Here is a 22,002-nt window from a genome sequence, read left to right on the forward strand (position 1 = left end):
TTGATTGATAGCCATTTAACAATTATTACCATGTATAATCCGTGAAAACATACATAAATACTCAAAATCACTCATCAAAATATTCAAAAAACTACAAAATGCTCAAAAACATTCAGAAAGTTACTAGACGAAAACGACAAATATTGATATAATGATATCAAATACTAAGAAGGGAGTGTATAAAAAATGTCTATAATAGAGAATTTTGTAACCGCAACAAATGCAATTTTATGGGATTATATTCTTGTTTTTGGACTCGTTGGCGTAGGTATTTATTTTTCATTTCGACTAGGATTTCCGCAAATCACTCGCTTTGGTTATGCAGCTAAAAAGGTGTTTGGTGGAATATTCAAGAAAGAAGAGAGCAAAGAAGGAAGTATGTCATCTTTCCAAGCACTAGCTACATCAATAGCTGCTCAAATTGGTACTGGAAACGTAGCAGGGGTAGCAACTGCAATTACACTAGGTGGGGCAGGAGCTATTTTCTGGATGTGGGTATCTGCATTCCTTGGAATGGCAACAATATTTGTTGAAGCGACTCTTGCACAGAAATATCGTGAGAGAGATGCAGATGGGCAACTAGTAGGAGGACCAGCGTATTATATTAAGAATGGATTAGGTTCTAAGACATTAGCAGCATTCTTTGCTGTAGCTCTTATTCTAGCATTAGGTTTCATAGGAAATATGGTTCAATCTAATTCAATTGCAGATGCAGTGAGTAGAGCTTTTAATATTCCTCAATTAGGAGTTGGAGTAGTATTAGCTATTATTGCTGGTCTAATCTTTGTTGGTGGAATGAAGAGAATTGCGTCATTTGCAGAGTTTGTAGTTCCTATAATGGCAGCAGTTTATATACTTGGTACAATTGTAGTATTAATAGTATTTAGAGAAGGTGTATTGTCTGTATTAAGAGATATATTCCTAGGAGCATTTAATCCTTCAGCAATTATGGGTGGAGTAGCTGGAGCAACTATTAGACAGGTAGTTAGATACGGAGTTGCTAGAGGACTTTTCTCAAACGAAGCAGGTATGGGTTCCACACCAAACTCCCATGCTGTTGCAGATGTGGCTCACCCAGCAGAGCAAGGTTTATCTGCTATGATAGCAGTATTTATAGATACTATGTTAGTATGTACAGCTACAGCTGTAGCTATTTTAGTAACAGGGGCTCATACATTGGGGCTAGAAGGAGTAGCAGTAACTCAAGAAGCATTTAATATTGCTTTTGGTCCTGTAGGTCAAAAATTCTTGGCAGTTTGTCTAACATTCTTTGCCTTTACAACAGTTGTAGGATGGTATTATTTTGGTGAGAGTAATGTTAGGTTTTTATTTAAAGGAAAAAATTCAATCAAAGTATATCAATTAATCGTATTAGCATTTATCGTATTAGGATCTTACCAAAAAGTAGATTTTGTATGGAATGTTGCAGATATGTTCAATGGATTCATGGTTATTCCTAACTTAATTGGTATATTCCTTCTATTCAAACATGCTAAGGGAATTTTAGATGACTATGATAATCAAATAGCTAAGGGTGAGAAGTTACATTTTGATTATACTTTCGAAAAGAAATAGTATAACTTCATATCATATAATTTTAGTACAAAAAGACCAAAGTGATTAACTTTGGTCTTTTCTATATCTTATAATAATATATTGCAAGCTGTGTCCTGTCCCTTAGGGACAGTTTCTCAAGCATATTGGAAATATAGTTTCTAACTGTTCCTTCACTTAAATAAAGTTTTTCAGCAATTTCCTTATTATTCAAACCCTCTGCAACTAAAAGTAATATATCAAATTCTCTATCGGATAAATCAGAGTGTAGATTCTTCTTAGAAGGTATCTGAATATTAGATACAATTTTTGAATCGAATACCAGATTTCCAGAATAAACTGCATTAATTGCAGGGATGATACCACTAATATTTTGTTTTAATATATAACCTTTGCAGCCTAAGGAAAGGGCTGATGAAATATATTCATCATCTTGGAAGGTAGTGATTAATAGTATTTTTGCATTAGGATCTATCTTTAATATTTCTTCAGTTGCTTCTATTCCATTCATCTTCTCCATTCTTATGTCCATCAAAATCAAATCTGGTTTATATTCATTATAAAGCTGAACTGCTTCCCTACCATCATGACCTACAGCCAAGACATCTATTCCGCTGGCGATTACAATTGTTTTTAAGGAATTTACTACTAAATAATCATCATCTACAATTATAACTTTCATTTATATCACCCTTTCATTAAAGTCATATGTATCTTAAATCCATCATTAAATTCATAATTTAAAAAACCATTATATTTAGTAGCTATTTCTTTCATGGAAAGAAGTCCTATTCCATTATCTAAAACATCATCAGTATTATCAAATTGACTACCATTATCCTTTACTATGATGGAATAGAACTTAGGCTGATTAAGCAATGATATTCTAAGGATTGTTGCATTAGAATGTTTAATACAATTTGTAATGGCTTCTCTGACTACAGACAAAATATCAAATTTCAAATCATAAGGTAATTCATCATCGATTTTATAAATAAGCTCTATATCAATATTGCTTATTTCACCACAGAGGCTTTCGATTCGGCTTTCCAAATCAAGGGATTCATTGTATAAATTATGAATACTTTTTCTTATATCACTCATTCCATTGTCCAAGGTATTTTGTAATAAATTCAAACCTTCCCCCACATTGCTATCAGAAATTATCTTTAGAGCTTCAACTTGCAAAATACTACTACTTATAGCATGGCCTATTGAATCGTGAAGCTCCCTTGCAATTCTATTTCTTTCTGTAAGTATGGCAATATGGATATTTTTTTCTCTGTCTATTTTCAATTGCTCATTGTATTTTTTTAAATAAATAGCATCTTCTTTTAATTCATCTCTAACTGTTTTATTTTCAATTAAAAACACATTATATCTTTTCCTTACAATAGAAAGGTAAAGAGATATCATGGCGACTAATATGTTTATTATGGAAAACTCAATTAGAATCAATGGTATAGCAAAAAGTGTATACAAATTAAAATCCAAATATATATTGTATAGAATTAAAGGCAGGTAATAGATGAATAAGGAATCATATAAACATAGGGCTATAAATACAAAACTTATAACTAGCCTTATTTTCTTGTGTGAAAGTAAATCTAGGCATAGAGAAATAATTAGAGATGTAAGGAAATAGAAAACTAAATCCATTGTAGGGTTTATTTTATATGTATTATACAAGCAAAATAGGATAATAAATGACTTTTCTATAAATCTTCTCACGAAAAACCCTCCCCGATTAAGGATTAGCATTAAACAATATATGGAAATAGTGATGTTAAACTAATTATACTAATATTAATTACAAAATACAATTTTTATGTGACAAATGTCATACTATATTGTGATTCTATACACTGGAATAAAGACTTCTGAATTCATATAATTAAGGTAAGATGAAATAAGGAGTGATATCAATGGTAGTAAAGGTAAATAATTTAGTGAAAAGATATAAAGAGTTAATAGCCCTTGACCATTTCAACATGGAAGTTGAAGAGGGGGAGATATTGGGACTATTAGGGCCTAATGGATGTGGTAAAACTACTGCAATAAACTGTATTCTTTCATTATTAAGTTTTGACAAGGGTGAAATAGAGATATTTGGAAAGAAAATGACACCAAACTCCTATGACCTGAAGAAGCAAATAGGTATAGTACCTCAAGAGGTTTCAGTGTTTGAGAATCTTACAGTAAAGGAAAATATTGATTATTTTTGTGGACTTTATATAGAAGACAAAAACTTGAGACAACAATATGTAGAAGAGGCAATAGACTTTGTAGGTTTAAAGGATTATGTTAAATTCTTTCCTAAAAAGTTAAGTGGAGGACTAAAGAGAAGATTAAATATAGCTTGTGGTATAGCACATAAACCCAAGTTGATTTTTCTTGATGAACCTACTGTGGCAGTAGATGCCCAAAGTAGAAATTTTATTTTGGATGGAATAAAAAAGTTAAATAAAGAAGGTAGCACAATTATTTATACTACTCATTACCTAGAGGAAGCAGAAATGCTATGTAAGAGAATTATCATTATGGACAATGGGAAAAACCTAGTATCTGGAACTAATGAGGAATTAAAAGCTATGATAGCTACAACTGAAAAAATAGTAGTTGGATTTTTGACTACAGAAGATGAAACTATTCAAAAAATGAGCAAATTACCTCATGTATTAGACATAGAAAAAAGAGAAGATGATTATATTATTAAGTTTGAAAATGGTCTAAATAATTTGTCTAATCTATTGGACTATATAAAAGAAAACAATTTAACCTATACAAAGCTATATAGTCAATTACCTACATTAAATGATGTATTCTTAGAGTTGACAGGGAAGGAGCTTAGGGATTGATATGAAAAAGTTATTTAGAAATTGTATATATCAAGGGAAAAATTTATTTAGAGATAAGGGTTTTCTTTTCTGGAGTTTATTCTATCCATTGATAATGGCAGTGTTTTTCTATACAGCATTTAATGGAATCATTAACATAGAGCTAGAGAAAATAGATGTAGGCATAAAAGCTGAAAACCCTATATCATTTATATTGGAAGAAATTGAATTTATTAATCTTCATAAGGTCTCTGAAGACGATGTAGTAGAAAAACTAGATAATGAAGAAATTCAAGGATTTATAGATAATGATCTAAATTTATTAGTCAGTAAATCGGGAATCAATCAAACCATAGTTAAGGAAATCCTTGACCAAATAAAACAGATGGGAAAATTAGATGTTCCAATGGAGAACTTTGACTTTTCTGTAGATTATGTTGAAGATAAAAATCAAAAGGCTGATTCAATAATTATTATATTTTATACATTGATTGCAATGGTTTCCACCTATGGAGTTTTTTCTGGGATTGAAACTGTAAGCTTAATCCAAGCAAATTTAACAAATGTAGGTAAGAGAATCAACATTACCCCTCTTAGAAAGAATGATTTTCTATTTGCAGGAGTCCTAGTCTCATTGATTATAAATATGCTTTCCAATGCAATATTGCTTATTTTTATAAAATATATTCTAAAAGTTGATTTATTCACAGAAATGAACTATAGTGCTATTTTTATAATAATTGGGAACTTATTTGGAGTAGCTCTCGGAATATTCGTTGGCGCATCTAATAAGCAAAGCACAAATGTAAAGATGATTTTAGGGGTTATTGTTACATTGTTTCTTTCGTTTTTAGCAGGAATGATGTCACCAGATATAAAGATATTAATAGAAGAAAAATTTCCGATAGTTGCAGAATTAAATCCTATTAGTATAATAACTAATAATTTATATAGAATAAATCTACTACAAAACACTGATGGAGCAGTGAAAGGAATAGTTTCCTTATCTTCTTATTGCATAATTTTAATCCTTTTATCCTATATATTTTTAAGGAGGAAGACCTATGACAGTATATAAGTATTTTATTAAAGTAGCATTAAAAAATAGAGGAATTATACTTTCCTATATAATAATTTTCTTTATTTTATCAATTTTAAATGGTAGTAGCAGTGCACAGAGGGAAACTGATTTTACTGAAACAAAGTTAGATATTGCAATAGTTAATAATAGTGATAGTGAATTGTCTAAGGAATTAGTAGATTACCTCGGAAAAAAGAATAATATAATTGACACAAAATCAGATGAAAAATATATGAAAGAACAGATTTTTTTACAGATAGCAGATGTCATAGTTATTATTCCAGAAGATTTTTATGAAAAAGCAATAAATAAGGAAGAATCAATTAAAATATATAGAGATGATAGGAATATAGGATCTTATCAAATTGAAAATCAAATTAGCAAATTTCTTTCTTTTGCTAATGCAAGCTATGAAAATGGTGAGTATAATCTATCTAATGTAAATATTGCATTAGAAGAAGGTATAGAAGTAGAATTGGTGAACACTGACAATAATGATGTAAATCAAAAAGCAAATACATGGTTTAAGTTTTATTTCAATTTCACTGCTTATATAACAATGGGCTTGTATATTTCAGTAATAGGTCTTGTAATGACTGAATTCACAGATAAGAATGTTGATACTCGAAGAAAAATATCTTCAATAAGATTTCTAAAGTTTAATAAGGAAATGTATCTAGGGCAGTTAACAATAGCAAGTCTTATTACACTAATATTTATATTGGGATCCATTGCTCTAAAGGGAAAATATATTCCTGAAGTAGATTTTTTGAAATATGTAGTAAATTTAGGTGTTTTTTCACTCTCAATTCTATGTCTTACTTTCTTAATAAATAATATAACAAGCGATAAATTCATTATAACTGGTTTGAGTACAGTATTAGGTCTTGGAACTTCATTTATATCAGGAGTAATGGTTCCACAGGAGTTTTTAGGGGAAAAAGTTCTTACAATAGCTAAGTTCTTTCCAACATATTATTTTGTAAGGATAAATGAGACGAATATTAATTCTTTCGTAGATGTAAAATATGAACTCTTTATTCAATTATTATTTGCCATGGCTTTCCTATTAATTGGCTTATATTTTTCTAAAGCGAGGCAAAAAGTTTAATAAAAAGATAGATAAAATCTTAGCAAAGTCTAAGATTTTTTTCTATTAATATGTTATAATCAAGATGACATTTAATGGCAATATTGTCGGGGGTTTAGAGCTAGGTTTTTTTCTATTATAATATTTTAGAGGGGGATTATAATGAATAAGGAAGAACTGAGGAATATGAAGTTTTCAACAAAGGCAGTCCATGCAGGGTATCAAAAAAATGAATTTGGAGCATTAGCTACACCTATTTTTCAAACATCTACATTTATATTTGATAATGCAGAGCAAGGTGGTAGAAGATTTGCACTGGAAGAAGATGGATACATTTATTCTAGATTAGGAAACCCAACTAATACTCAGGTAGAAGAAAAGCTGACTGCCTTGGAAAATGCTGAGGCTTGTGTCTCCATGGGTTCAGGTATGGGAGCTATAACTTCAGTTATTTGGACAGCTTTAAGTGCTGGAGACCATATGATAGCAGCTAAAACTTTATATGGATGTACCTTTGCATTTTTTAATCATGGTCTATCAAGGTTCAATATAGATGTAACCTTTGTAGATACATCTAATCCTGAAAACATAAAAAATGCCATGAGAGAAAATACTAAAGTCATATACTTAGAAACTCCTGCAAATCCTAACATGAATATTTCAGATATAGAAGCTATTTCTAAAATAGCCCATGAAAAGGAAGATTGTATAGTTGTAGTTGATAATACTTATTGTACACCATATTTACAAAGACCTCTTGACTTAGGTGCAGATGTTGTAGTGCATTCAGCTACAAAGTACTTAAATGGACATGGAGATGTTATAGCTGGATTTGCTGTTGGAACCAAGGAGTTCATTGATCAAGTTAGATTAGTTGGAATAAAAGATTTAACAGGCTCTGTACTTAGTCCTTTTGATGCATTTTTAATTAATAGAGGAATGAAAACATTAGATCTTAGAATGGAAAAGCACTGTGCAAATGCTCAAAAGGTAGCAGAGTTTTTAGAAGCTCATCCAGCAGTAGACAATGTTTCCTTCCCTGGATTAAAGAGTTTCCCTCAATATGAATTAGCAAAAAAACAAATGAAATTACCAGGAGCTATGATTGCATTTGAAGTAAAGGGTGGAATAGAAGCGGGTAAGAAATTGATGAATACAGTTAAACTTTGTACCTTGGCAGTTAGTCTAGGTGATACAGAGACTTTAATTCAACATCCAGCATCCATGACACACTCACCATATACAGAAGAAGAAAGATTAGCATGTGATATAAAAGAGGGCTTAGTTAGATTATCAGTAGGACTAGAGGATGTTGAAGATATCATAAATGATTTAGATATGGCATTAAATAACCTATAGAAGAAAAGGCGCCTATATCTGAGAGACACAAGTAATAAGTTTAAATAAGTTCGCATTAATAGTAACTGAATTTTTCTGATAAAGTAAATAGATATTAAAGTATTATAAAATATGGTTATTTGGGATGTTTTCTGCTTTTTAGGAAAATATCCCTTTGACATCTACATAGAAATAGTATAAAATATATGAGTAAACTATGTACTGGTAGCTCAGTAGGATAGAGCGACGCCCTCCTAAGGCGTAGGCCGGGGGTTCGATTCCTCTCCAGTACACCAAGGTGATACTAATGGATATTTTTTATATGAGAAAAGCTTTAGAAGAAGCAACAAAAGCAACTAGCATCTACGAGGTTCCCGTAGGTGCTATTATTGTTTATAATGGAGAGATAATAGGCAGAGGATATAATAAAAGGGAAACCACGAAAGATCCAACAGCCCATGCAGAAATACTTGCCATAAAAGAAGCAAGTAAGTATCTTGACGCTTGGAGGCTTATGGACTGTACCATGTATGTGACTCTAGAGCCTTGTGCCATGTGTGCTGGAGCCATAGTCAATTCTAGGATAGATAGACTAGTCATAGGTACAAGAGACCCTAAGAGAGGTTGTTGCGGTACTGTAGAGGATTTAACTAATCATCCTAAATTTAACCATAGATTAGAAGTGGAATTTGGAGTATTAGAAGATGAATGCAGCAGTATAATTTCAGATTTTTTTAAAGAGCTTAGGAAAAACAAATAGTTTACTTAGAACAGCTTTACTAAAATTTTGATTTAGTTATAAATTTTACATTTAAATAAGAAACTCCCAGAGGGAGTTTTTTATTCTTCAAAACCTATTACAGTAGTAGGATCATCTTTAATTTTATATATAAATAGACCTGTAAAAGCAAAAATTACAATAATCAAAGGTGTTAAATAATTAAAGAATGCATATCTTGCATATTCCCATGCTGTTACACCTAATACCCCATATAGGAAAGCACCGCAAGTATTCCATGGCACCAATGCAGAAGTAACCGTACCAGCTCCTTCAAGTGTATTAGATAATAGTTTAGGATGAAGGCCTTTTTCTCTATATGCCCTTGCATACATTCTGCCAGGAACAACTATTGCTATATATTGCTCCGGCATAGTAATATTACTAAATATACATGTAAGTATTGTAGTTGCAACTAATCCGCCTACAGATTTGACTTTTTTCAATATTGCATGTACTATAACCTCTAATTGTCCAGTCTTTTCCATAATACCACCAAACATCATGGCTATTATTGTAAGGGAGATAGAATACATCATACCCATCAAGCCACCAGCTGATAGAAGCTCATCTATTAATTGTATTCCTGTTTGAGACTCATAACCACCATAAGCTGCAGATAACAAACTTCCTAAATCAACTCCCTGCATTATAGCTCCAAGTATACCGCCTAAGACAATTCCCACTGTTATACCGGGGATAGCAGGCATTTTTAATGCCATGGCAACGATAACAGATAATGGTGGTAGCAATAATATTGGAGAGATATTAAAATTAGCTGCAATTCCTTCCCTTATTGCATTAATAGAGGAAACATCCGTATTGCTATTTGCATAATTAAAACCCATTATCAAGAATATAATTAAAGTAATAGTGTAAGAAACTAATGTAGTAGGTATCATACCTTTAACATGTGTAAATACATCAGTACCTGAAACTGCTGGTGCTAAGTTAGTTGTATCAGATAAAGGAGACATTTTATCTCCAAAGTATGCACCGGAAATAATTGCTCCTGCAGCTACTGGAGCTGGAATACCTAATCCTGTAGAAATACCCATCAGTGCAATACCAATTGTACCTGCTGTACCCCAACTAGTACCTGTGGCTAAGGATGTTACAGAACAAATTAGAACAGTTGCAACTAGGAAAATACCAGGTTTTAATATTGCTAATCCATAATATATCATACTGGGCACAACACCAGAGATTAGCCACAAGCCAATAAGAATACCAATAATGGATAATATTATTACTGCTTGTAATGCTTGATAAATACCATCAAACATTGATTTCTCAATTTCACTCCAGGTGAACCCAATCTTTAGTGCAATAATTACAGCAAAAAATGTACCTATTAGCATGGGTATATGTGGATCAGCGCCATATTTAATAATGCTAGTTGCCATGACTGCAATTAAAAATCCGAATGATATTAGAGCCTCCCATAAATATGGCTTCCGGGCTATCTTTTTTTCTTTCATCTTTGTAAATCTCCTCCTTAGTGTCTAAAACCCTATTTGATTATAAAAAAAGATATTGTATTGTCAATGTATCTAAAGTATTCGTACAATTTAATAATTTTATTCCTTTTTGGGAAAAGCCTCATTTTTTGCTATCTATTAATTTGAAGGCTACTATGATATAATATTTGAGTATAATCATGGAGAGATGTCCGAGAGGCTGATGGTGGTGGTCTCGAAAACCATTGCGCAGTTACGCTGTGCCGGGGGTTCAAATCCCTCTCTCTCCGCCAAATATAATATAATTAAAAAGGCTTTAGACAAGTTAATTTGTCTAAAGCCTTTTTTACATAAATAAATATCCAAATATATTAAAAGTATAGCCTATGATAAGTATACCCAATGACACTACACCAACAAAAACAACTAAGAGTTTTTTCTTAACAACCTTTGAAAGCATAATAATTGAAGGAAGGGAAAGTGCTGTTACTCCCATCATAAATGATAATGCTGTTCCTAATCCTACTCCCTTCATTACTAAAGCTTCTGCAATAGGTAAAGTACCAAATATATCTGCATACATAGGTATACCTACAAAAGTAGCTATTAAAACTGAATACCATTTATCACGACCAAGTATGGCTGAAATAAAGGATTCAGGAATATAGTTGTGAATAGCTGCACCTATTCCAACACCTATAAGGATGTATAACCATACCTTTTTAATAATATCTAGGACCTGGTCTTTTGAAAAATTAATCCTATCTTTAACAGTCAATTTTTCCTGCTCCATATCAAGAACTGGATTGTTAAAGACAAAAGGCTCAACATATTTCTCTAACTTCAATTTGCTAATTATGGTTCCTCCAGCAACTGCAAGTATTACACCAACTACCACATACGCTAGAGCTATTTTCCAGTTAAATATACTAGCCAGCAAAATAATTGATGCCAAATCAACTAAGGGTGAAGAAATTAAAAATGAAAAAGTAGTTCCTATTGGTAGTCCTGCACTGGTAAATCCAATAAAAAGTGGAATTGAGGAGCAGGAGCAAAAAGGTGTTACTGTACCAAGCAAAGCAGATAGTATATTGGCTGTAATACCATTAAATCTGCCTAGGATCTTTCTAGTTCTCTCTGGTGGGAAAAAAGACTGGATATAGGAAATACCAAATATTAAGACAGAGAGCAAGATAAATATTTTTATTACATCATAGATAAAGAAGTGAATACTATTGCCTAATCGACTTTCCATACTTAGTCCAAAGATGTTTTCAACTAAGAGTCTAACTAGTTCAAAGAGCCATTCCATTTTAAGTAATTGGGCATTTAACCATTTTAATATAATCATATATATCAAATCCTTTAATATGTTTTTTTATTAATTAATGAGGTTTTACAAGACTGGAACTAATATCATTGAATAAATTTCTCAATAGTTCCAAGCTATCCTTATTTATTGTATACTTCATCCATATTCCATCTTTTCTGCCATTGACAAGACCTGATTCGCATAAGATTTTCATATGATATGAAAGGGTAGGTTGTGTGATGTTAAATTTTTCCAAGAGATTACAAGCACATAATTCTCCATTAGAGAGCATATCAAATATCTTCATTCTCGTTTCGTCACCTAGTGCTTTTAAAAACAAGGCATATTTATTATAATCCTTAACCAATATTTCCACCTCCTATAAATACCTTTAATACATTGATATCTATCTATATCTAATAATATAACACACATAGATAGATATCAATATGTTGTTAATATTGTTGTGCCAAATATGGAGTATTCTACCATTTTATGATATTCTATATAGAAACAGATAATTTAACAAACAGATCCAGTAGAATTGAACCTGTAGATTATATGTAATGTCTATTATTGGAGGGATAAGTATGAAGAAGAGACTGGTAGTAATAGTTATAGCTATTACACTGATATTTATGAACATGAATTTAAACATAGCAGGAGCTATGGATCAGGAAAGCTTAAAGGTAATAAAAGTAGCTGCTGGTAATAATCATTCAATGGCTATTAAAAGTGATGGTAGTCTATGGGGTTTTGGTGGTAATTATGAAGGTCAGCTTGGTGATAAGACTATTGTCAATTATAGTGATAATCCAATATATATAATGACTGATATATCAGAAGTTATGGCAAGTATGACTCATACAATGGCCATAAAGAATGATGGAAGCTTATGGGGCTGGGGAGATAATTCAAAAGGAGCAATTGGTGATAGCACCACAATAAATCGTCATAGTCCTGTAAAAGTTATGGATAATGTTAGTAAAGTAGCAACAGGTCTTAATTTTACAATGGCTATAAAAGATGATGGAACACTATGGGGTTGGGGGAATAACTTTGGAGGCAAGCTTGGTGATGGGACAACCATAGCTCGCAATACTCCTATTCAAATAATGACAGATGTTCGAGAAGTATCAACTGGTAATAATCATACAATGATTATTAAAAATGATGACACCTTATGGGGGTGGGGAAATGATTCCTCAGGTGAAATAGGTAATGGACCAATGGATTATTGTTTTGATATTTCTATGAATATTATGTCAAATGTTAAATCAGTATCTGCTGGCGGTAGCTTTACAATGGTCCTAAAAAATGATGGTAGCTTATGGGCTTTTGGAAATAATTCCTATGGACAATTAGGGGATGGTACAACATCTAGCCAAAATAAACCAGTCCAAGTGATGACAAATGTAGCATATGTAGATGCTGGTTTTAACCACACAATGGTTATTAAGTCTGATGGAACATTATGGAGTTTTGGAGATAATTTGCAAGGGCAACTAGGAGATGGTACAACAACTAACCGAAATAAACCAGTGGAAGTAATGGCAGATGTAGCATATGTAGATGCTGGTATGTACTATACATTAGTTATTGATAAGGATGGAACTCTTTGGGGCTTTGGAAATAACTCATTTGGACAGATTGGAAATGGTAAAAGATCTAATAGTAATATTCCGGTAAAGAGCATTATAAATGGAGAAACAAAGATTCAAACAAATGAATCGGCACAAACAGAAATTATAGTTAATGTAAATGGTAAAAAGGTAGAGTTTACTCAAAATCCAATAATTAAAGAGGGTAGAGTTCTAGTTCCATTGCGTCCTATCTTTGAAGCTCTAGGGATGGCAGTTGAGTGGAATAAAGAGACTAAAGGAATTGTTGCATTGAAGGATGATATAATTATAAAACTAGAAATAGGTAGTAGCAATGCAGTAGTTGAAAAAGAAAACAATAAGGTAATTAAAACAACTCTTGATGTGGCACCTCAAATTATAAATAACAGTACATTGGTACCTGTTCGGTTTATAGGAGAAGCAACAGGGGCTGATGTAACTTGGAACAAAGCTACAAGAACTGTGACTGTAAAAAGCAATATTGGGGAATCTTCACAAGATATAGAAATTGTAAATAGTGGAGAAGGTCAAAAAAACACTGATTCAAATAATCTTGGAATTACCATAGGGGATTTTTATATAGAATTAGGTGATAGTGTTGATACTGTAATTCAAAAGCTAGGTAAGCCAAATCGAATAGATGAAAAGGTTACTAGATTAGACTGGTATGTATATAATGATGATTATTCTAAATTTATTATGATTGGAATCTTTAAAGATAAAGTTGCTTCCATTTATACTAGTCATACAAATTTTGTTGTGAATGATGTAATAAAATATGGAAGCCCTGAAGAAAGTTTATCAAAATCTCAACTGAATAAATATTATATAGATGAGATTAATGGAAATATTTTATATGGCATAATGATTTCAGATGTAAATGCTGGAGGTCTATGGGGGCCTGTTCTTGACAATAATGACCGTTCTTCTTATATTGAACTTCAACAAGTAGACTGCCTAAATGCTTTTAGAGTGTACAATGGTCTAAATCCGTTAAAGATTGATGATATTGCACAGAAAACTGCAAGAGAACATAGTAAGGATATGGCTGAAAACGGTTATTTTGCTCATGTTGCTTTAGATGGTAGAAGATTTCCGGATAGGTATAATGATAATAATGGAAGATATTTTGCTTGTGCGGAAAATATAGTAGCTGGTAGTGATGATGGATTTAATCAATTTAAACAATTTTTAAATTCCATTGGGCATAGAAATAATATGCTATATAATTTACCCCAATATATTGGTATCGGAGTTTATTATAATGAAAATTCCCAATATAAATATTATGGAACACAGTTATTTTCATACTAATAAAAAGCACATAGAGGGACTGCCCCTCTGTGTGCTTTTTTATTGTTATGATTTCCAGTTTGTGGTAAGCTTTAATTGAGGTGATTGCTGTGAAATATAATTGTCTAATAGTTGATGATGAGGAAGCCTTATCCGAAAGTACCTGTGAATATTTTAATATCTTTGGAGTGAAAACTTTTTGGGTCTCAAATGAAAAGGATTGCTTTGATTTTTTAATGGAAAACAAAACCGATTTAATACTTTTAGATATCAACTTAGGAGAATCCTCGGGATTTGAAATATGCAAGAAGTTAAGAAACTCAACAAATATACCTATTCTTTTCATTAGTGCAAGAACAAGTGATGATGATGTACTCCTTGGTCTTAATGTAGGTGGAGATGATTATATTCAAAAACCCTACTCACTTAATGTTCTTTTGGCTAAAGTCAAGGCTGTATTGAAACGATATGGAGGACAAGAGGAAGTATTCTGTTTCGGAAGTTTCAAAATAGACTTTACTATGGAAAAACTTATGAATGAAAATAAGGAAATCAAACTAAAGTCTATGGAATACAGACTTCTCTCTTATTTAGTCCAAAACAGAAATCGAACTATTTCAAAAGAAGAATTGTTTCAAAGGGTTTGGGGAGATGGAATTACCAGCGATGGAACATTAAATGTTCATATTAGAAGACTTCGTGAAAAGATAGAAGAAAACCCTAATGAGCCACAGTACATTAAAACCTTGTGGGGGACAGGCTATGTATTTGAAACAGAGTAGGAGTTGTTTAAAATGAATATCAAAAAATTAAGTATTTTAACAATTACCTTTTTTATAATTGGCATTAGTATAATACTTTGTCTTTTTGCCACTAACAAAGATATTAAGATTGACACCGTTGCTGTAAATGATATTACTCAATCTTTAGCTAAGGGTTGGGACAAGCTTGAGGAATCACCTTTACCCGGCTTACAATATGGAATAGACTATGTTGTTCTAGATAAGAGTGGTAGCTTTCTTGGAGCAACAAGAGAAGGGCTTAACGAAGATATAAACTCTGCTATCAATAATAGGGACACAATAATTGATATTTCCATTGATGGAGAACTATTAGGTAAGCTAATTATTTACAATAACACAAATGAATTATGGAATAGGCATAGAAGTAATTTGCTTGTTAGCTCTCTATTAATAGTAATATTGCTTATTTTGTTTTGTCTCACATATGCTATATATATAGATCGAATTATTTTCAAACCATTTCGTAGACTTCAAGCCTTTGCCCGTCATGTAGCAGCAGGTGAATTGGATATGCCTCTCCAGATGGATGAAGGTAATATCTTTGGTGCTTTTACAGAAAGCTTTGATCTAATGAGGGAGGAACTGGCTAGAGCAAAGGAAAATGAAAGAAAGGCTAACCAAGGCAAAAAGGAGATGGTAGCATCCTTGAGCCATGATATAAAGACTCCTGTTGCATCAATAAAGGCTGTTTCTGAAATTATGATAGTAAAATCCAATAGTGAAAATGACAAAAGGCAATTGAGTATTATTAATTCAAAGGCAGACCAGATAAATGCACTTATAAATAATATTTTCAATGCCACCCTAGAAGAATTGCAGGAACTAAAGGTTATGGCAAAAGAAATATGGAGTACAGAATTATATGATTTAGTAAAAAATGCTGATTATAATAATAGAGTCATAATATCTCCTATTCCTGAATGCATTATTTTTGCAGATAAACTTCGAATTTCACAAGTTGTTGATAATATAATAAGCAATTCATATAAGTATGCAGATACATCTATTAGTGTAAAGGGAAATATAATAGGACAATATCTTGAGCTTGAATTTAGAGATTATGGTCTTGGTGTATCTTCTGAGGATGTAGCCCTTCTATTCAATAAATTCTATCGTGGACAAAATTCCACAGGCAAAAGCGGCACAGGACTGGGACTATATATTTCAAAGTATCTGATGAATAAAATGCAGGGTGATATTGAATATAAAGCTCTAGCTCAGGGATTTGCTTTAATTATGAAATTAAAACTTTCTTAAAAATTTAAGAATTGGTTAAGAAATGGTTAAAGACCTGTTAAGAAATCATAGTATATAATAAGGCTGTAAAAGATAAATTGCTTTAAATGTAGCTTATCTTTAATAGTCTTATTTTATAGGGGGATATAAATGGAAAATGTAATCGTATCAACTAATAAGCTTTGCAAGACATTTTCAAACGGAGGAATTCAGCAGCATGTACTAAAGAACCTAGATATTGAAATATTTGAAGGAGATTTTACTATTATAATGGGGTCATCAGGGGCAGGAAAATCTACCCTTCTATATGCATTATCAGGTATGGATAAACCAACATTAGGTTCCATAAAGTTCTACGATAAAGAAATTACTAAGTTATCCAATGATAAGCTGGCAGTTTTTAGGAGAGGCAATTGTGGATTTGTTTTTCAGCAAATGTTTCTTTTGGATAATATGAGTATATTAGACAACATCCTTGTCAGTGGCTTGCTTCTAAGTAAGGACAGAAAGAAAATTACAGCAAGGGCAAAGGATTATCTCACACAAGTTGGCCTTGATGAAAGCATATGGAGGAAATTTCCTACACAACTGTCAGGAGGAGAGGTTCAACGAGCTGCAATCGTCCGTGCATTGATTAATCAACCAAAGGTGGTCTTTGCGGATGAACCTACAGGTTCCCTTAATTCAGCTGCAGGAAAATCAGTTCTTGATCTGCTTACTGAGGTAAATCAGAAGGGACAAAGTGTTATTATGGTTACCCACGATTTGAAATCTGCAATAAGGGGAAACAGGATTTTATATATGCGTGACGGCGTTATTCATGGGGTTTGTGATTTAGGAAAGTATAGAAGCGATGATTTAGATAGGCATACTAAACTCCAAAATTTCCTAACTGAAATGGGGTGGTAATATGAAGAAAATATTTATGTTAAGTTTTGCAAATATCCGAAAATCTAAAGGGCAGGCTATATCACTTTTCATAATGTTTTTAGTCGCGGGATTTTTGTTAAATGCAGGTCTACTAGTATTTATTAACTTTGGAAACTATTTTGAGAAGGTTGCTAAAAATCTTAATACTTCAGATGCCTATTATATTGTAGGAATGAACCTATACAATGAAAAGATAGATCAATATATAAAAGACAACTCTAATGTTAGTGAAATGGAAAAAGTAGATTCTTTATATGCTTGGGGAACTATTCCTTATAATGACAGTGTAAGTGAAAAGGTATTTGTTTTATATGATAAAGATGCAGAAAGAAATCTATCTAGATGGGAATTAGTAGGCGACCATTTGCCAACAGATTCTATGTCAATCTATGTTCCTTATGTATTAAAGGTTGATGGTGGATATAAGTTAGATGATAAACTTGAAATGAAAATTGAGGATACAACGATTACCTTTACAATAAAAGGATTTATAGAAGATGTATTCTTCAGCTCACTAGATATAGGCATTTTAGGACTTTATATGCCCCATGAAACCTATGAAAATGTAAGGGATATATTAGGTAATAAATATAAGGGAATGGTTGTTTTTACTAATCTTGTTGATAGTGAAAAGTCACTTGAGACAGGAATTAGAGAGTTAATTGACCAGGATAAATTAACCACATCATCAGTTCAAAGCATGGATTTATCACTGGTGAAGAATATTCGCACAATGATGGCAGGTATGATAGCAGTAATGATAGTAGCTTTTTCTGTTATTATAGCAATTGTTTGCTTGATTGTTATTAGATTTAAAATCAGCAATAATATAGAAGAGGATATGACTAAAATAGGCTCATTAAAGGCCATAGGTTATACTAGCAAACAAATTATATACACTATTGCCTTACAATTTCTTCTAATTGCATTGCTTGGTAGTGTAGCAGGAATAGGTATATCCTATATTACGATTCCTGTATACTCTAAGATTTTTGAAAGTCAATCGGGATTGTTTTGGGTGCAAGGTTTTGACAGCATAATCAGTAGTGTGGCTTTGAGTGTGGTCTTATTGTCAGTAGTAATAGTTACTTTAATTAGCGCTCTTCGTATTCGTAGACTTCATCCTATAGTGGCCTTAAGAGGTGGTATAATAACTCATAATTTCACTAAAAGTTATTTTCCCCTTGATAGATCAAAGGGTAATTTAAATACGAATCTTGCCTTTAAGTCAATATTTCAAAATATAAAGCAAAGCTTAATGATAGTAGTTATACTTACAGCTGTATCCTTTGCTAGCACATTTGCAGTAATGATGTTTTACAATTCAGTAATAAATACTAAGGCATTTAGTGAGGTGCCAGGAGTTGAGCTTTCAAATGTTATTGTAGTATTGGATCACAATACTAATAATGAAAAAATGGTAAAGGATATTGAAAGCTTAAAAGATGTAAGGAAAGTTCAATTTTTAGACCAGACTATTGTAAAAATAAATAATAATACCACTGCTGCTGCTGTTATGGATGATTATTCTAAGAAGGAAACTAATTCAGTTTATGAGGGCAGATATCCTATTCATAGTAATGAAGTAGTTCTTTCCGGGGAATTGGCAGAAAAGCTTGAAAAAAACATTGGTGATACTGTTATACTAGGATTTGATAATAGGGAAGAGGAGTTTATGGTTACAGGTTTATCTCAAGGAATGAATATGGGACCACTGAAGGTGACTATGAGATATGACGGTATAATTAAACTAAATCCCAATTTTAAACAGGAAAATCTTCAGATTTATTTAAATAAAGATGTAAATACTGTTGAGTTTATTAATAAGCTTAAAGATTCATATGGAGATCTTGCTATGACATTAATAGATGTAGATGAAAGCATGGAACAAGGTATGGGAGTTTATATTACCATTGTTTCAAAGGTTGGATTTGCAATTTTAGTTATAACAATAGCAATAGTCATCTTTGTTCTATATCTTATTATTAGTTCAGCTATTATACGAAGAAAAAGGGAATTAGGGATACAAAAAGCTCTTGGTTTTACAACATTACAACTTATGAACCAGATATCAATAGGTTTTATGCCGCCCATAATCATGGGGGTAATCATAGGAACCATAGGTGGAATGACTCAGGGAAATGGAGTTATGTCAATAGGAATGAAGGCAATGAGTGTTATGAAGCCAAACTTCATTGTTAATAAATTATGGACCATCTCTTTTAGTATTGCAATTGTAATTGTATCCTATCTTACATCAATGCTTATTACCTATAGTATTCGTAAGATATCAGCATATGAATTAATAAGCGAGTAATGACAAATGACACAGAGGACAGTCCTCTGTGTCATTGCTTATTTTAATATAGAATTAATAAACCATATATTCTTGCTATAATCAGCTACATAGTCTTCAAATATAGCTACAGTTTCAAAGTCTCCTTCTTCATCAGCTGTATTTCTGATTTCAGTTGCTAATGTTTTCATAGATTCTAAATCTTTTTTAACTATTTCTAGAGATTCCTTAATTGAAAAGTCTTTTGCTTTGATTTCTTCAATATCAGATTTTTCCAGGTATTCAGCCATAGTTGATAAAGGCATTATATTTTTCATTTTTAATAATTCAGCAACTTCATCTAAGTTTCCAAACAATTTGTCATATAGTCCTTCAGTAAACTCATGAACTTGAACGAATTGAGTACCTACTACATTCCAGTGAATATTGTGGAATTTAATATTTAATACAGCTAAATTTGATAAATACTTTTGTAATAAATCTATATGTTTCAAAATAATCCCTCCTATAAATTTTAACTAATTATAAATTAGTATCTCTCTTTAAGTTAATTATATGATAAAATAGTATTAACAAAAAGGCACAAATTTGTTCGTAAGGATGTGATATTATGAAAAGTAAAATTTCTAGTGGATTTGAAATAGTACAGGATTTAATTAAATTAAGATGGATACCAGAGATTTTAAAGTCTATTCATCTTGGAAATAAGCGATATAGTGATATATTAACTAGTATTCCATATATGAGTCATACAGAGCTAAATAGGAAATTAGCTATATTATTAGATAGAAATGTAGTAGAGAAAATAAACTCTGGAAGTGATAGTTATTACTCTTTGAAAAGTTTTGGTAAGGATTTAGTTCATATTTTTTATCACTTAGAAGATTTAGAGAGTAAATACTTTGAGCAAAAATATATATAAAACAACACAGAGAGATTGTCCCTATGTATTATTTAGATGAGACTTTTGACATCTTTACTTTAGTCTTAGTATTGAAATATAATGGTATATAAGGAAATGAATAACAAATGAGAATTTTATGAAAGGAATTATCTAAGATGAAGACTAGATTTAAAAGTATTTTTTCTTTATTTCTACCATTTGCTTTAATCATATTTGCATATGTTTTTTTTACAAAGACTAATACAATGTCTGAAGCTCAACTAGACATTATAAGGTTTTCTCCATATGGTATATTCATTGTGGGATTGGCTATCGCTTTTAAATTCAATCGTAGTAGAGAGTTTTTTGTCATAATAGTCCTTAGCCTATGTTTAATATCCATTGATTATATACAAAGTCCTCTTACTACAACTGTAGAGGTTAGTCATATTTATGCAATAATTTCTTTAGCAATCCCTATGAATATTGCTATATTTGCTTTTTTAAAGGAAAGAGGAATATTGAGTTTGTGGGGAATTATTCGTATAGTATTTATTATTTCACAGTTATTTTTTGCACTTTGGCTAATATATTCAGGAGAAATAAATATTTCTAATTTGATCAATGGAAGAATAATACTTGTGAATGAAGACTCATTAAACCAAATATCTCAAATATCAATATTCTTGTTTTTAATAACTTTTATAATACTAGTTATTAGACAAGCTATGAAAAATAACTCACAGGAAGTTTCTTTTATAGCAGTACTGGGAGCATTATTTTATATGATATATAGCAATAATCCAATGATTTATTCAATATTTTTTACAATATCAGGAATTATCCTTATAATTTCAATAATACAAGATTCTTACTATATGGCATTTACTGATGAGCTTACAGGACTTCCTTCCCGTAGGGCCCTTAAGCAGGATATGATGAAATTAGGGGTTAATTATTCTATTGCTATGCTGGATATTGATCATTTTAAGAAATTTAACGATACTTATGGACATGATATAGGAGATGAAGTTTTACGACTAGTTGCTTCAATTATAAGAGATGTAAATGGTGGAGGAAGATCTTATCGCTATGGTGGAGAAGAATTTACCATATTATTTTCAGGTAGAGGCATAAAAGAAGTTCTTCCACATATTGAAGAACTTAGAGAGAAGATTGAAAAAAGAGGTTTTATAGTAAGGAGTAAAAATAGACCAAAGAACAAGCCTAAAAATAAAAGCAAAAGCTCCAAATCTGGAAAACAAGTTAAGATAACAGTGAGCATTGGGGTATCTCAAAAGAATGAGAAAGATAAAGTTCCTGAGGATGTATTAAAATCTGCAGATAAAGCTTTGTATCGTGCAAAGAAAAAAGGAAGAAATATGGTTAGTAAATAAATTGTTTTTATATAAAAGTTATTTACAAAGTAATACTTTTATGGCATAATGGATAAGATAAATCTTTAAATTGGTGCAGAGATACCAGTAAG

General features: G+C 31.6%; 19 protein-coding genes and 2 tRNA genes. 15 read left to right on the forward strand and 6 right to left on the reverse strand.

Annotation, left to right across the window (positions count from 1 at the left end; all coding sequences use genetic code 11):
• Nucleotides 1–186: 186 nt before the first annotated feature.
• A complete protein-coding gene (locus RIN63_RS12360) occupies nucleotides 187–1,575 on the forward strand; it encodes a sodium:alanine symporter family protein (protein WP_310445044.1) in 1,389 nt (462 codons plus the stop codon).
• Between the two features lie 61 nt (nucleotides 1,576–1,636).
• Here RIN63_RS12360 and RIN63_RS12365 read toward each other — a convergent pair whose 3' ends face one another.
• Together RIN63_RS12365 and RIN63_RS12370 are read right to left on the reverse strand one after the other, a co-directional pair.
• Entirely contained in the window at nucleotides 1,637–2,236 is a 600-nt protein-coding gene (locus tag RIN63_RS12365) for a response regulator transcription factor (protein ID WP_310445045.1), read from the reverse strand.
• A gap of 5 nt (nucleotides 2,237–2,241) precedes the next feature.
• Nucleotides 2,242–3,285 (reverse strand): histidine kinase, encoded by a 1,044-nt coding sequence (locus RIN63_RS12370; RefSeq protein ID WP_310445046.1) that lies wholly within the window; start codon nucleotides 3,283–3,285, stop codon nucleotides 2,242–2,244.
• A gap of 194 nt (nucleotides 3,286–3,479) precedes the next feature.
• Between RIN63_RS12370 and RIN63_RS12375 the strand changes: the two genes are divergently transcribed.
• The 6 genes from RIN63_RS12375 (at nucleotide 3,480) to tadA (ending at nucleotide 8,660) form a co-directional block, all read left to right on the forward strand.
• Complete coding sequence (locus tag RIN63_RS12375) at nucleotides 3,480–4,412, forward strand: ABC transporter ATP-binding protein (RefSeq protein WP_310445047.1); 933 nt, start codon at nucleotides 3,480–3,482, stop codon at nucleotides 4,410–4,412.
• A 1-nt stretch (nucleotide 4,413) separates the two neighbouring features.
• Nucleotides 4,414–5,469: an ABC transporter permease gene (locus RIN63_RS12380; protein WP_310445048.1), complete on the forward strand. Its 1,056-nt coding sequence runs from the start codon at nucleotides 4,414–4,416 to the stop codon at nucleotides 5,467–5,469.
• Nucleotides 5,456–6,583 carry an ABC transporter permease gene (locus tag RIN63_RS12385; protein WP_310445049.1) on the forward strand — a complete coding sequence of 376 codons (1,128 nt, stop codon included), beginning with the start codon at nucleotides 5,456–5,458 and terminating at the stop codon, nucleotides 6,581–6,583. Before RIN63_RS12380 ends, RIN63_RS12385 begins: the two co-directional genes overlap by 14 nt.
• Nucleotides 6,584–6,724: 141 nt before the next feature.
• Nucleotides 6,725–7,921 carry a methionine gamma-lyase gene (megL, locus tag RIN63_RS12390; protein WP_310445050.1) on the forward strand — a complete coding sequence of 399 codons (1,197 nt, stop codon included), beginning with the start codon at nucleotides 6,725–6,727 and terminating at the stop codon, nucleotides 7,919–7,921.
• 198 nt (nucleotides 7,922–8,119) lie between these two features.
• Nucleotides 8,120–8,196 (forward strand) — tRNA-Arg (locus RIN63_RS12395).
• Between the two features lie 11 nt (nucleotides 8,197–8,207).
• Complete coding sequence (gene tadA, locus RIN63_RS12400) at nucleotides 8,208–8,660, forward strand: tRNA adenosine(34) deaminase TadA (RefSeq protein ID WP_310445051.1); 453 nt, start codon at nucleotides 8,208–8,210, stop codon at nucleotides 8,658–8,660.
• 80 nt (nucleotides 8,661–8,740) lie between these two features.
• On the opposite strand, the gene nhaC is transcribed toward tadA, so the two are convergent.
• A complete protein-coding gene (gene nhaC / locus RIN63_RS12405) occupies nucleotides 8,741–10,159 on the reverse strand; it encodes a Na+/H+ antiporter NhaC (RefSeq protein ID WP_310445052.1) in 1,419 nt (472 codons plus the stop codon).
• A 181-nt stretch (nucleotides 10,160–10,340) separates the two neighbouring features.
• On the opposite strand from nhaC, the gene RIN63_RS12410 reads away from it, so the two are divergent.
• A tRNA-Ser gene (locus tag RIN63_RS12410) sits at nucleotides 10,341–10,431 on the forward strand.
• 53 nt (nucleotides 10,432–10,484) lie between these two features.
• Here the strand turns inward: RIN63_RS12410 and RIN63_RS12415 are convergent.
• On the reverse strand, nucleotides 10,485–11,489 hold the full coding sequence (locus tag RIN63_RS12415; RefSeq protein WP_399324871.1) for a permease: 1,005 nt from the start codon (nucleotides 11,487–11,489) through the stop codon (nucleotides 10,485–10,487).
• Nucleotides 11,490–11,523: 34 nt separating this feature from the next.
• A complete protein-coding gene (locus RIN63_RS12420) occupies nucleotides 11,524–11,817 on the reverse strand; it encodes a metalloregulator ArsR/SmtB family transcription factor (RefSeq protein ID WP_310445053.1) in 294 nt (97 codons plus the stop codon).
• A gap of 223 nt (nucleotides 11,818–12,040) precedes the next feature.
• Between RIN63_RS12420 and RIN63_RS12425 the strand changes: the two genes are divergently transcribed.
• The 5 genes from RIN63_RS12425 (at nucleotide 12,041) to RIN63_RS12445 (ending at nucleotide 19,651) form a co-directional block, all read left to right on the forward strand.
• Entirely contained in the window at nucleotides 12,041–14,386 is a 2,346-nt protein-coding gene (locus RIN63_RS12425) for a stalk domain-containing protein (protein ID WP_310445054.1), read from the forward strand.
• A gap of 89 nt (nucleotides 14,387–14,475) precedes the next feature.
• On the forward strand, nucleotides 14,476–15,147 hold the full coding sequence (locus RIN63_RS12430; protein ID WP_310445055.1) for a response regulator transcription factor: 672 nt from the start codon (nucleotides 14,476–14,478) through the stop codon (nucleotides 15,145–15,147).
• A gap of 12 nt (nucleotides 15,148–15,159) precedes the next feature.
• Nucleotides 15,160–16,425 carry a HAMP domain-containing sensor histidine kinase gene (locus RIN63_RS12435; RefSeq protein ID WP_310445056.1) on the forward strand — a complete coding sequence of 422 codons (1,266 nt, stop codon included), beginning with the start codon at nucleotides 15,160–15,162 and terminating at the stop codon, nucleotides 16,423–16,425.
• A 129-nt stretch (nucleotides 16,426–16,554) separates the two neighbouring features.
• Complete coding sequence (locus RIN63_RS12440) at nucleotides 16,555–17,313, forward strand: ABC transporter ATP-binding protein (RefSeq protein ID WP_310445057.1); 759 nt, start codon at nucleotides 16,555–16,557, stop codon at nucleotides 17,311–17,313.
• 1 nt (nucleotide 17,314) lies between these two features.
• The gene (locus RIN63_RS12445) at nucleotides 17,315–19,651 is read left to right on the forward strand and encodes an FtsX-like permease family protein (protein ID WP_310445058.1); all 2,337 of its coding nucleotides are present in this window, start codon (nucleotides 17,315–17,317) and stop codon (nucleotides 19,649–19,651) included.
• 38 nt (nucleotides 19,652–19,689) lie between these two features.
• Here RIN63_RS12445 and RIN63_RS12450 read toward each other — a convergent pair whose 3' ends face one another.
• Entirely contained in the window at nucleotides 19,690–20,124 is a 435-nt protein-coding gene (locus tag RIN63_RS12450) for a DNA starvation/stationary phase protection protein (protein ID WP_310445059.1), read from the reverse strand.
• A gap of 116 nt (nucleotides 20,125–20,240) precedes the next feature.
• On the opposite strand from RIN63_RS12450, the gene RIN63_RS12455 reads away from it, so the two are divergent.
• A complete protein-coding gene (locus tag RIN63_RS12455) occupies nucleotides 20,241–20,552 on the forward strand; it encodes a winged helix-turn-helix transcriptional regulator (RefSeq protein WP_310445060.1) in 312 nt (103 codons plus the stop codon).
• Nucleotides 20,553–20,689: 137 nt separating this feature from the next.
• Nucleotides 20,690–21,910 (forward strand): GGDEF domain-containing protein, encoded by a 1,221-nt coding sequence (locus RIN63_RS12460; RefSeq protein WP_310445061.1) that lies wholly within the window; start codon nucleotides 20,690–20,692, stop codon nucleotides 21,908–21,910.
• The last annotated feature ends 92 nt before the right edge of the window (nucleotides 21,911–22,002 follow it).

This window comes from Tissierella sp., from assembly GCF_031460495.1.
GTDB lineage: Bacteria > Bacillota > Clostridia > Tissierellales > Tissierellaceae > JAVKTS01.